Annotated in this window: 9 protein-coding genes and 1 pseudogene; 6 read left to right on the top strand and 4 right to left on the bottom strand. The window is 42.4% G+C overall.

Going from position 1 to position 12,636, the window contains the following annotated elements:
- Positions 1 to 528: 528 nt before the first annotated feature.
- Genes JMW90_RS11605 through JMW90_RS11615 form a run of 3 tightly spaced genes read left to right on the top strand, consistent with a single transcriptional unit; the run spans position 529 to position 4,121 of the window.
- Complete coding sequence (locus JMW90_RS11605) at positions 529 to 1,548, top strand: TAXI family TRAP transporter solute-binding subunit (protein WP_201564364.1); 1,020 nt, start codon at positions 529 to 531, stop codon at positions 1,546 to 1,548.
- Entirely contained in the window at positions 1,526 to 2,071 is a 546-nt protein-coding gene (locus tag JMW90_RS11610; RefSeq protein WP_201564366.1) for a DUF1850 domain-containing protein, read from the top strand. Before JMW90_RS11605 ends, JMW90_RS11610 begins: the two co-directional genes overlap by 23 nt.
- Complete coding sequence (locus JMW90_RS11615; RefSeq protein WP_201564368.1) at positions 2,043 to 4,121, top strand: TRAP transporter permease; 2,079 nt, start codon at positions 2,043 to 2,045, stop codon at positions 4,119 to 4,121. The genes JMW90_RS11610 and JMW90_RS11615 overlap by 29 nt, the downstream gene beginning before the upstream one ends.
- 277 nt (positions 4,122 to 4,398) lie before the next feature.
- On the opposite strand, the gene lipA is transcribed toward JMW90_RS11615, so the two are convergent.
- The gene (gene lipA, locus JMW90_RS11620; RefSeq protein WP_201564370.1) at positions 4,399 to 5,442 is read right to left on the bottom strand and encodes a lipoyl synthase; all 1,044 of its coding nucleotides are present in this window, start codon (positions 5,440 to 5,442) and stop codon (positions 4,399 to 4,401) included.
- 216 nt (positions 5,443 to 5,658) lie between these two features.
- Positions 5,659 to 6,003, bottom strand: coding sequence for a carboxymuconolactone decarboxylase family protein (locus JMW90_RS11625; protein ID WP_201564380.1), 345 nt, complete (start codon positions 6,001 to 6,003; stop codon positions 5,659 to 5,661).
- Positions 6,004 to 6,630: 627 nt separating this feature from the next.
- Between JMW90_RS11625 and acnB the strand changes: the two genes are divergently transcribed.
- Positions 6,631 to 9,234, top strand: coding sequence for a bifunctional aconitate hydratase 2/2-methylisocitrate dehydratase (gene acnB, locus JMW90_RS11630; protein ID WP_201564372.1), 2,604 nt, complete (start codon positions 6,631 to 6,633; stop codon positions 9,232 to 9,234).
- A gap of 423 nt (positions 9,235 to 9,657) precedes the next feature.
- Positions 9,658 to 10,101 (top strand): PACE efflux transporter, encoded by a 444-nt coding sequence (locus tag JMW90_RS11635; protein ID WP_201564374.1) that lies wholly within the window; start codon positions 9,658 to 9,660, stop codon positions 10,099 to 10,101.
- Positions 10,102 to 10,217: 116 nt separating this feature from the next.
- Here the strand turns inward: JMW90_RS11635 and JMW90_RS11640 are convergent, their stop codons facing one another.
- Positions 10,218 to 11,015, bottom strand: a complete 798-nt coding sequence (locus tag JMW90_RS11640; protein ID WP_201564376.1) for an enoyl-CoA hydratase/isomerase family protein — start codon at positions 11,013 to 11,015, stop codon at positions 10,218 to 10,220.
- A 443-nt stretch (positions 11,016 to 11,458) separates the two neighbouring features.
- On the opposite strand from JMW90_RS11640, the gene JMW90_RS11645 reads away from it, so the two are divergent.
- Positions 11,459 to 12,271, top strand: coding sequence for an alpha/beta fold hydrolase (locus JMW90_RS11645; RefSeq protein WP_201564378.1), 813 nt, complete (start codon positions 11,459 to 11,461; stop codon positions 12,269 to 12,271).
- A 264-nt stretch (positions 12,272 to 12,535) separates the two neighbouring features.
- Here the strand turns inward: JMW90_RS11645 and JMW90_RS14110 are convergent.
- Positions 12,536 to 12,636: pseudogene (locus JMW90_RS14110) on the bottom strand (IS30 family transposase); the annotation flags it as partial.

Here is a 12,636-nt window from a genome sequence, read left to right on the forward strand (position 1 = left end):
CCTTGCAATATTTGCATGATATACATCAGAACAGATAAAAAGTCATCTTACTAGAACTCAATATTGATGACAAAGGAAATATGAACGTGCTATTAGAATATCTCAATGATTGTTCTTATATCAAATGATGTCATGGGAAAAGCCGTGATAAATATTCCAGTAGGGCGTATGCTTTATAGACATAAAGGTTTACAAGGCGGTTAAAGTTTGTTTTAATAACTTAAAATATGAAACTTAGTATCGCTTAGCGAAACAAAAGGACAGTCTTTAGTAAATAGTAGGGCTCAATTCTGAATAAATCTCAATCAATAATCAGGATAAGGGCTAGCGAGGAAAACAATATAGCAATATAGCGCTTCTCATGTTTTAATTAGATAGACTGTTTTTTATGGTGAGCTCATGACAACAGAGTGAATAAAAAGCCATCTAAAATAGTATGTTGCTGGTATGACGAATATGGATAACGCTATCATATTTGAGTCATACTCTTATAAGTCCATTTGCTTTATTTTATCAAGGAAGAAAATAATGAAGTCTATTTATAAAATGCCTTTACTTGCAGCAATGATTGCAGCCAGTATGACGCTGGTTGCCTGTTCAGACAAAGCGGCTAATAATAGTGCAGCTACTGACGGTGCTACTACAGATACCGCTGCCACAGCAGACGACAAGCTTGAAACCAAATTTGTTACTATCGCTACAGGCGGCGCTTCAGGTCCTTATAATATTATCGGGACATCTTTGGCAGAGATTTATGCCAAGACTTTTGGCGTCAATGCCAAGACTCAAACGACAGGTGCTTCAGTAGAAAACGTCAATCTATTGACCCAAGGTAAAGTAGATATGGTACTGGCGCTCAGTGATGTCGTCACTGATGCAGTCGAAGGCAAAAATGACTTTAAGGCGCCTATTACCAACATTCAGCAAATTGCTGTCCTGTATCCCAACGTGATTCAGTTGGTTGCTTCAGAGAAATCTGGCATCAAAAACATTGAAGATTTAAAAGGTAAGCGTATTGCGGTTGGTGATCAAGGCTCTGGTACCGAAGTGAATGCTCGAACCTTGTTAGAAGGTTTTGGGATTACCTATGATGATGTCAAAGTTGATTATTTAGGCTTTGCAGATGCCGCAGATGCAATGAAAGCTGGCAAAATTGAAGCGGCATTTTTCAGTAGTGGCTTACCGAACTCTTCGTTATTAGAGCTAGAGCAGGGCATTAAGTTGCAGCTAGTCACCATCAATCAAGATAAGCTCAAAAAGATTATTGAGACCAAGCCTTACTTTAAGACTTTTGAGATTCCTGCCGGTACCTATGGTAATGCTGCTGCTATTCCAACCACAGCCGTCATGAATGCCTTGTTAGTACGCTCTGATATCTCGGAAGATGATGGCTATAAGCTGACAAAAGCGTTGTTTGAAAACTTGGATGGGCTAAAGAATGCTCACCAAGCGGCGAGCGATATCAGTTTAGAGACGGCCCAAGTCGGTATGGTTGCTCCTATTCATCCTGGTGCCAAAAAATACTATGATGAGAAAGCAGCTAAATAAACGAGTATGGTGGGTTACTGGCGCAGCAGCTATTGCTGCGCTGGCTTTGTTTGTACTATGGGCAATCTTTAGCCGCCAATCTGTCATCGAAGTACGAGTAGCGGACGTTGCTGATAGCGATAGCCTAGTCTGCTATTTTGTCGAACCCAATTTTCAATTGCGCTGGATTCATTCAGTAGAAAAACAGTGGTGGGAGGAGCAGTATCTTCGTGAAGCAGATGGCTTGCTATTAACCACTACCTACTTTCAAGCATTTGGTGCTGGTACACCATCGACTGAAAATGTCGCTCCTATAAAAAAAGAGGGCTATGTCGGCTATCAAATCAATCAAAGGTTTCCCCATCTCAACTGGGTTGTATCAAGACTGACTCAAGGTGAGATTGATTATGCCGGTCAGCGCATTCTTATTCATCAACTGGTACTAGATTATTCAGAAGTAACTATCATGCCAAAAGCATATAGTCCAATCGATAGATTCAATAAGGATTTTTGTCATGAACTCCCAAGTGATGGATCACAGTAGCGATAAGCCTCACGTCAGTGATGATGCTAAGTTGGCAACTCAGCCAAATGCGCCTGAAGATATTGAGAATTACGATGACGTTGATCCTAGTGTCACACAGGCAATATTAGAAAAATACGATCGAGAGTCTATTACTCGTCATATCACCCAAGGTCCAGTGAAGTATATTATCGCTGCAATCTGTATTTTCTACTCCATTTTTCACTTATATATCACCTTTAACCCAATGCCGTCACTACTACAGCGCTCTGTGCATGTGGGTGTTGGCTTCGCTTTGATTTTCTTGATTTTCCCTGCCAGCAAAAAGAGCAGCCGTAAGAAAGTGGCATGGTATGACTGGATTTGGTTTATCTTTTCCTTATCTGGGATGACGTATCTTATTTATGAATATCAAGATATTGTCACCAGTCGCGGCGGTATGGCAAATTCGGTCGATGTGATATTTTCTATTATTACGGTCATCTGCGTTCTTGAAGGCAGTCGGCGCATCACAGGCTGGATATTGCCCATACTAGCCTCTGTATTTTTGCTATACCCCTTTATCAGTCATTTGGATTTTATGCCTGATAGGCTACTCACACGCCCTTATGATTTGGGGGATATTTTTGGTCAGTTATTCTTAAAAACAGAAGGCTTATATTCGGTCGCAATCGGTGCATCCGTCACTTTTATCTTCTTATTCATTCTCTTTGGGGCATTTTTAGCGCGTTCTGGAATGGGTCAGCTGTTTAATGATTTGGCATTGGCGCTGGCAGGCGATAAAAAGGGCGGACCTGCTAAAGTTGCTGTGATCTCAAGTGGCTTTATGGGCAGTATCAATGGTTCAGCCTTATCAAACGTGGTTAGTACAGGTGCGTTTACCATCCCCTTGATGAAAAAGGTCGGTTATCATAAAGATTTTGCGGGAGCCGTAGAGGCAAGTGCGTCGGTCGGTGGTCAGATATTGCCGCCTATCATGGGTGCCAGTGCTTTTATTATGGCGGAGACGACAGGTCTACCGTATAGTACCATTGCTTTGGCAGCATTATTACCTGCCATTCTCTATTATTTAGGCGTTATCGCACAGGTGCATTTTCGCGCAGGTCGCCGTGACTTAAAAGGCATGGCAAAAGAGAGTCTGCCACAAGTAAAAGAGGTATTAAAAGCACGCGGTCATATGCTGTTGCCTATCGTATTTCTAATTTATTTACTAATACAAAATGTTCCTGTAGGTTATGCTGCGGCTTATACCATTGGCTTTACTGTTGTCATCAGTATGCTACGCAAAGAAACACGTATGGGCTTTAAGGATATTTTGGGTGCTTTAGAAGACGGCGCACGCCAGTCATTAGCCGTTATGGCGGCTTGTGCGGTTGTAGGTATCATCATTGGCGTCGTCAGCTTGACAAGCTTTGGTACGGTAATGACCTCCTCAATCGTCACCTTGGGCGCAGGGTCGTTATTGCTCACATTGATTTTGACCATGCTAGCTTCGATGGTTTTAGGAATGGGATTGCCTTCTATCCCTGCTTATATTATTACCGCAACTATGGCAGCGCCTGCTCTAGCTGGGTTTGATATTCCTATTTTGTCAGCGCATATGTTTGTTTTCTATTTTGGTGTGTTTGCTAATATTACCCCGCCAGTCTGTTTGGCAGCCTTTGCTGGTGCTGGTATCTCGGGTGGTGATCCGATGAAAACAGGATACTTATCATTAAAGCTGGCGTTAGCAGGTTTTATCGTCCCGTTTATGTTTATTTATAATCCTGCGATGTTGATGATTGACCCAACAGATCTTGCCGTCACGGCGAAAGAGTTTCCATTGCCGCCTGTTATTGATATTATTATTGCTGTTGTGACATCGGTCATTGGTGTGATTGGACTCAGCGCGGCATTAGAGGGTTATTTTAAAAGTGATATGAATATTGTTACGCGCTTAATATTGGCATTAGGTGCATTACTGCTGATTTATCCTGGTCTTGTCACAGGCATGATAGGAGGGGCAATAGTACTAGGTATCGCGGCGTTCAATATAAAAGGGAGTAAGGCGCCAACCGCTTTAAATGCCTAAGCGCTTAAACCTCATATAGTTGATCCACTGTTAAAAGACTACAACACTACGGGGGTTACTTATTCGCAGCCTCTATCTGCGCAGCCACAGCAAGCAAGAAAAATTGATACCAGCAGTATATAATGTGTCGATATTACTTTTCCCTGACTATATATGCTGATGCTTTAAGTGAGACAAAAAAATTAGCAGTATAGAAAAGGGCGAATAGCAGATATCTGTTATTCGCCCTTTTTGCATTTTAAGTTAAATGTTTTTTTAGTGTGATGACGACCGTCACTTAACAGCCAAGCTTACCTTCAGCCTCTAGTGCCTTTTTGCTACGAATAGGTGCTGGGCAATCTTCACCATAGTATTGACGATCAGCAAAGTAGCTTGAGCGCACCATAGGACCTGCCCAAATATTAAAGAAGCCAATCTTTTTGCCATAGTCCATATAACGCTGGAATTCATCCGGATGCACATAGCGATCAACTGGGGCATGGTCTTTGCTGGGTTGTAAGTATTGACCAACTGTAATCATATCGACGTTATGCGCTTTTAGATCATCAAGCAACTTATAGATTTCTTCTTCTGTTTCACCAAGTCCAACCATAAAGCCGCATTTGGTGGCGATATCAGGACGACGTTCTTTATAGATTTTTAGCAAGTCTAACGAATGCTGATAGTCAGAGCCGGGACGGAAGGCTTTATATAAACGAGGCACGGTTTCGATATTGTGGTTAAAAACATCAGGCGCCGTTTCAGTTAATAAGTCCAACGCGATATCCATACGACCACGGAAATCAGGAACCAAAATCTCGATCAAGCAGTTTGGGCTTAGCGCACGCGATTCATTCAGTACTTCGACGAAATGCATCGCACCGCCATCTTTTAAATCATCACGGTCAACAGAGGTGATGACGGCATATTTAAGGCCCAAGCCTTGAATTGTCTCGGCAGTATGACGCGGCTCATCTTTATCTAGCTCATTTGGGCGACCATGTCCGACATCACAAAACGGGCAGCGACGCGTACAGATATCACCCATAATCATAAAGGTAGCCGTACCATCGGCAAAGCACTGTGGCAGGTTAGGGCAGGCAGCTTCTTCACAAACGGTATAGAGCTTTTGCTCGCGTAAGGTAGATTTGATACGTGCGACTTCCGCAGGGGAGGACAGTTTTACCCGAATCCAATCTGGCTTTTTCTTTGCCTCGATGGTCGGGATGATTTTAATTGGGATACGAGCAACTTTATCGTAGCCACGTAACTTTTCGCCTTGAATGGCTTTTTTGGGTTTTGCACGGGCAGCAGGGGTGTGCGTTTGTACGGCGTTTGTCATAATCAAATGTTCTCTTAACCCTTGATAGAATAAGGGTTTATGGAATTATTAGAATGCTTTATGAATAGAGCTATTATAGCAGATATTTGATCAAATTCTTTTAGGCAATCTTGTTAAGACGACGACTAAAATGACTGCTATTAATAAGAAGGCTCTGAATAATAAGAAGGCTTGTATGAATAATAGGGTACTACGAAGCGTGCGTTTACCGTAGTTTTATTTATTGATATCAATGTCCATGTCATTTAGCACTTCTATGGCGGCACGAAATGCTTCTTGAGTGGCGGGTGCACCGCAATAAGGCAAGCTGTGCATCAAAACTTCTCGAATTTCGGCAACACTGGCACCGTTATTGATGGCGCCTCGAATGTGTCCTTTTAGCTCATTTGGGCTTTTTTGCGCAATCAAAAAACCAATCGTGATAAGCGAGCGATATTTGCGCGGTAAGACCGAGTCATCTTGCCACGTAGTGCCCCAAGCGTGCTCGATAATCCAGTCTTGTAATGGCTGGGTAAATGGGGTTGCTGAGTCAAGCGAGCGTTTGACGTGCGCTGCGCCCATAACCTCGATACGAACTTTTAAACCGTTTTCATAATTGGCGTTTTGACTGGTGCCTTGATTGGCATTATGAGCGATACTGTGATTGGTATTGCGATCTTCACTTTCTTTATTAGGCATTGTCATCCTTGGTTTTATGATTAAATCCTTTGTATTTAATAGGTGTGTGCGTTTATATAACGAGCGTGTTGTTATCAAACATTATAACAGTTGAGCGTGTTTTGTTTAACCGTTAATCGAGATATAGTTGAGTCGATTTAACCATAACAACGTATCACAATAACGAGATCCTAAGGCAGCAGCGCTGTATTGATTTTTAAGTAAATAGGGAGTTGTAACCGCACTTTACTACCAATATATTTCGAATGTTAAACGATATGATAAGTGCTCAGTATGAAAAATTCAGGATTTATGATATAGGCACCATTAGTTATATTATTTATGGCACTATTTTTATAATAAATATCCAATATCGCCTTATTATGCGGCTATTATCGGCTCAGCCATTAACTTTTTAGGCGTTTTGAGCTATGATTGCACGGATAATTATTCAATGCAGTACATCAATGCAGGCGGTCATACTGACTACTCACGTGATGTACTGGTTACCAACCGACGAGGACGACTATTGTGTTAGAAGCTTATCGTAAACATGTCGCAGAACGTGCTGAGCTAGGAACTGTACCACTTCCATTAAATGAGAAACAGGTAACGGAATTGGTTGAGTTACTCAAAAACCCACCAGCGGGCGAAGATGCGTTCTTGATGGACTTGCTTGAAAATCGTATTCCTGCCGGTGTTGACCAAGCCGCTTATGTTAAAGCGGCATTTTTAGCAGCTATCGTTAAAGGTGAAGCGACCTCTTCACTAGTAAGTAAGAAAAAAGCCGTCGAAATCTTAGGTACTATGCAAGGTGGCTACAACGTACAGCCACTCGTTGCTGCATTAGATGACGCAGAAGTCGCGCAAGAAGCCGCTGAAGCTTTGAAAAAGACCTTGCTCGTATTTGACGCGTTCAATGACGTGACTGAAAAAGCTGAAGCGGGCAATACCATTGCTAAAGAAGTCGTTCAATCTTGGGCTGATGCTGAGTGGTTCTTGAGCCGTGATGCTGTACCAGCAAAGACGACTTATACGACGTTTAAAATCACTGGCGAAACCAATACCGATGATTTGTCTCCTGCACAAGATGCATGGAGCCGTCCTGATATCCCATTACATTCATTAGCCATGCATAAAAACTCTCGCGACGGCATTACTGCTGACGAAGAGGGTATTATTGGTCCGATGAAACAGATCGAAGCGCTAAAACAAAAGGGTCATCCACTTGCTTATGTTGGTGACGTGGTAGGTACCGGTTCTAGCCGTAAATCTGCGACCAACTCAGTATTGTGGCTCATGGGCGATGATATCCCTAACGTGCCAAACAAACGTGGCGGTGGTCTAGTCCTTGGTAACAATATCGCACCTATCTTCTTCAATACTATGGAAGATTCTGGCGCATTACCAATCGAAAAAGTAGCGGTTGATAATCTAAATATGGGCGATGTCTTTGATATCTATCCCTATGATGGCAAAATCACCAAGCATGACTCTGATGAAGTACTCTCAACCTTTAAGCTAAACTCGCCAACCTTGCTTGACGAAGTTCGTGCTGGTGGTCGTATTCCACTCATCGTTGGTCGTGGTCTGACCAATCGTGCTCGTGAATATATGGGTCTTGGTCATTCAGACGTATTTGCTAAACCAGAAGAGCCAGTTGATACCGGTAAAGGCTTTACGCTCGCGCAAAAAATGGTTGGTAAAGCTTGTGGCCTGCCAGGCGTTCGTCCTGGTATGTATTGCGAACCAAAAATCACTACGGTTGGTAGTCAAGATACCACTGGTCCGATGACCCGTGATGAGCTAAAAGACTTAGCCTGCTTAGGTTTCCAAGCAGATTTGGTGATGCAGTCATTCTGTCATACGGCTGCTTATCCAAAGCCAGTTGACATCGAAACTCAGCATACCCTTCCTGACTTTATTATGAACCGTGGCGGCGTAAGCTTACGTCCGGGCGATGGTATTATTCACTCGTGGTTGAACCGTATGCTACTTCCGGATACCGTTGGTACTGGTGGTGACTCGCATACCCGTTTCCCAATTGGTATCTCATTTCCAGCCGGTTCTGGTCTAGTCGCCTTTGCTGCTGCGACTGGTGTTATGCCACTTGATATGCCTGAATCGGTCCGTGTCCGTTTCATTGGTGAGCGTCAAGCCGGTATCACCTTACGTGACTTAGTCCATGCGATTCCTTATCAAGCGATTAAAGAAGGTCTGTTAACCGTTGATAAGAAAGGTAAAATCAACGAGTTTAACGGTCGTATTTTAGAAATCGAAGGTTTAGAAGATTTAACCGCTGAACAAGCGTTTGAATTGTCTGATGCCTCAGCTGAGCGTAGTGCTGCTGGTTGTACGATTACTTTATCTGAAAAGTCAGTTGCCGAGTATCTAACGTCGAACATCACATTATTAAAATGGATGATCTCAGAAGGTTACGGCGATGCACGTACGATTAGCCGTCGTATCGAAGGTATGCAAGAGTGGTTGGCCAATCCAAGCCTGATGCGTGCTGATGAAGATGCAGAATATACCATCGATATGGTTATCGATATGTCTGAAATCAAAGAGCCGATTCTTTGCTGCCCGAACGATCCAGATGATGCAAAAACATTGGCTGATGTCGCTGGTGACACCATTGATGAAGTATTCATTGGTTCGTGTATGACTAACATTGGTCACTTCCGCGCTGCCGGCAAATTGCTAAAAGATGTTCCAGCAGGTAGCTTGCAAACTCGTCTATGGATTGCGCCGCCAACTAAGATGGATGCGCGTCAGTTGATGGAAGAGGGTTACTACAACATCTATGCACAAGCCGGCGCTCGTACTGAGATGCCAGGTTGTTCATTATGCATGGGTAATCAGGCGCGTATCGCACCGAATTCTACTGCGGTATCGACGTCAACCCGTAATTTCCCGAACCGTTTAGGTCAAGGTGCTAACGTCTATCTAGCATCTGCTGAATTGGCTTCTGTTGCTGCGGTACTTGGTAAATTACCAACCAACGAAGAGTATCAGCAGTACGCTGGCATGCTTGATAGTATGGGCGAAGAGGTGTATCAATACATGAACTTCGACCGTATGGAAGACTATACTGAAGAAGCTGATAAGATCAACGTTGCTCAGCTGAGCTAATTTTGGTCAAATCTTAAATTAAATGATTTGAAGTTTTACAATTATTATTTAAGTAGAAACCCCGTATCGTCATGATGCGGGGTTTTTTGCTATGGGCAATGGCTGATTCCTTTTATTATCTTATGTATAGTCAAAATACTCTACAAACGCTACGGTGCTGCGGGTACAAATTTTTTGCAGCCTCTGTCTGCACGGGCACAGCAAGCAAGAAAAATTGATATCAGCAGTACTTGATGTATCGATATTACTTTTCTCTGACTATACCAGCAATACATAATGTGTCGATATTACTTTTCACTGACTATATAATATGAGAGCAGGCGGAAACCGTGGCTCTGTAATTTCTTCTCTTTTATATCTCGGGACGGACCGATACTTTTATAGGCACTTTTTTGTTTATGCTCAAGTGCTTTGGAGTTTTGGTTGATTACTTTATCCCCACTCAAACGTCGCATCGTCTATGTGACTGTCTTTGAAATCATTGCTATCATTTCATCTACCTTGGTTCTTATGCTGTTGAGTAACAGCAGCGCCGCAGAATCTCTACCGATTGCCACCATGGTTTCATTGGCAGCGGTTATTTGGAATTTCATTTATAATACGGCGTTTGAAAGTTGGGAACGTCGTCAGCAGGTGACGCAGCGCACGTTATTGGTACGCAGCGCTCATGCGATAGGTTTTGAAGGCGGGTTGGTTCTGATTTGCCTACCGCTATATATGATTTGGTACGATGTTGGTGTTATAAAGGCCTTTATAATGGAAGCTGCGTTACTGCTGTTTTTCTTGGTCTATACTTTTTTCTTTACCTTGGGTTTTGATAAAATATTTACCTTACCGCATCAACATAAAAGTGCTTCTGCTTCTTGATAAATAAAGAGGTTAATGGAAATGGTTTTGTCCATTAATTATATAATTCATTCAAAAAAAGACTGCACCTTGGTAGCCTTTTTGATAATATTGCAAAGAACAATGTCATCAACGTACTATTTACCTTGATAAACTGGTTTGCGCTTTTCCATAAAGGCGGTAATACCTTCTTTAAAGTCATCGGTTTTTGCTAGCATGGTTTGTTGATCTACTTCCATATCCAGTGCTTCATTTAGCCCCATATACGCATGCGTATTAATCATATGTTTCATCGATGCCAATGCTTTTCCGGGTAGATTGCTCAGACGCGTTGCCAACGCCAAAACGCTTGCATCAAGCTCCTCACTACTGACCACATCATTAACCAAGTTTAAGCGTGCCATATCGTCAGCTTTGAGCTTATCGCCAAGCATGACCATTTCAGTCGTTTTTGCGACGCCAATCAATTGATTCAATAAGTAAATACCACCAGCATCTGGAACCAGACCAATATTGACAAAAGCTTGTACAAATTTGGCATTATCGCTAGCAATCCGAAAGTCACAAGTCAGCGCCAAGTTCATCCCAGCGCCTGCCACGGCACCTTCTAGTTTGGCAATAATTGGTTTATGGATATCACGCAGCTTTAAGCTAATCTCAGCCACTTCGCCAACCATAAAGTTCAGCTTAGTGGACAATGCCTCGCTTTCCATACCGGTTTCTAACATCTCACCGATATGTCCGCCACTTGAAAAATTATTGCCGGCGCCCTGCAAAATAATGACTCGTACTTGCTCATCTTCATCTGCCTTTGTCAGTGCTGCCATCATGGCATCTTTAAGTAGCGTGCTAAAGGCGTTCAAGGTTTTAGGATCGTTCATTGTGATGGTAGCGATATGGTTTTCTGCTTGGTATTCGACAAGAGCTTGTGGCATTTTGGATATCCTTAAAATGATGTTCTAGATAATGGTTGCAATAAAATACTGGTATAGTCATGCCTGAATAAAAGAAATATACATGTTATAAAGCACTACTGAGGTTAATTTTTCTTGCTTGCTGTGCCTGCGCAGACAGAGGCTGCGAATAATTAACCTCAGTAGTGTTGTACTCTTTTAAAATTGGAACAACTATATCGGCAGTAAGTAAAACAAATAGGGCAATGTCAGTTACTATAGCAGCTTGAGCTTATTATAGAAGCGAGATTTGTGCGCGCTTAAGACACGTTTTAAATAACATTTTTTGCTATTATCTGTATGACTAAAGCTATAAAACCTATCATTCAAAAATAAGGCTACTATCTGCAAGAGGGTTGAATTATGCTAGAAGGCAGGTTTTAAAAGGCTGATTTTTTATTTATTAAACCAACAAGGGAGTGGTTATGCCAATTATTCATGTCAATAATGTCGATATTTATTATGAAGACAGCGCGCCGAATGACAATCAAAAGCCTGTCATGGTGTTTGCCCATGGTTTGCTATGGAATACGCGTATGTATGACAAGCAAGTCGAGTACTTTAAAGCGGGTTATCGCTGTATTGCGTTTGATTTTCGGGGACAAGGTCAGTCTGAAATTACCAAAACTGGCTACGATATGGAAACCTTAACTGAGGATACATTGGCGTTGTTAGATGCGCTAGATATTGATCAATGTCATTTTTTAGGACTTTCGATGGGTGGGTTTGTTGCCCAACGTATCGCTCTAAAGCGTCCTGAGTTATTACTATCGCTGACGCTGCTTGAAACCTCCGCTGATCCTGAAGACCCAAAAAACGTACCGCAATATCGCAAGCTGATTAAAGCCATTCGCTGGCTTGGCATGAAGCGCGTCAGCCAAAAGGTAATGCCCATTATGTTTGGCAGCAGCTTTTTGTCAGATAAGTCGCGTAAGGCTGACCGTAGAGAGTGGTTGTCTATGTTACAAAGCAATCGAAAGGGTGGAGTCGTAAAAGCGACTACTGGTGTGATTGAGCGCTCTGCAACGTACGATCAGCTAAGTGACATAAAGACGCCGACGCTTATTATTGTAGGCGATGAAGATGTGGCAACGCCCTATGCAAAAGCTGAGCGCATGCATTTTGCGATAGCAGGCTCTAAGCTGGTGGTGATTAAAGGCGCTGGGCATACTTCAACAGTTGAAGAGCCGGAGCAAGTGAATAAAGCGATTAACAAATTTTTGGCAAACTTTATGTAGCACTCATCGCTTATCTATAGTCAAAATACTCTAAAAACGCTACGGTACTGCTGGTACAAATTTTTTGCAGCCTCTGTCTGCGTAGGCACAGCAAGCAAGAAAAATTGATACCCGCAGTACATAATGTGTCGATATTAATTTTCACTGACTATATATACCTGATATAACAGCGTTTATTATCGCAAAAAATGTAGCAAAAAAGCCGTTATCATAAAATGAATGACGGCTTTTTTAACGCCTTAGATTAACATACCAAGTGCAACGCTAAATTATATTATAGAACACCTGATTGGGCGTTTTAAACCCTAAGCGTTTTCTTGGTCTGTTGTTTAGTTTATTCTCAATGTCCTGTATCTCATTATCAG

It is taken from the genome of Psychrobacter glacincola, from assembly GCF_904846215.1.
GTDB classification, from domain to species: domain Bacteria; phylum Pseudomonadota; class Gammaproteobacteria; order Pseudomonadales; family Moraxellaceae; genus Psychrobacter; species Psychrobacter glacincola.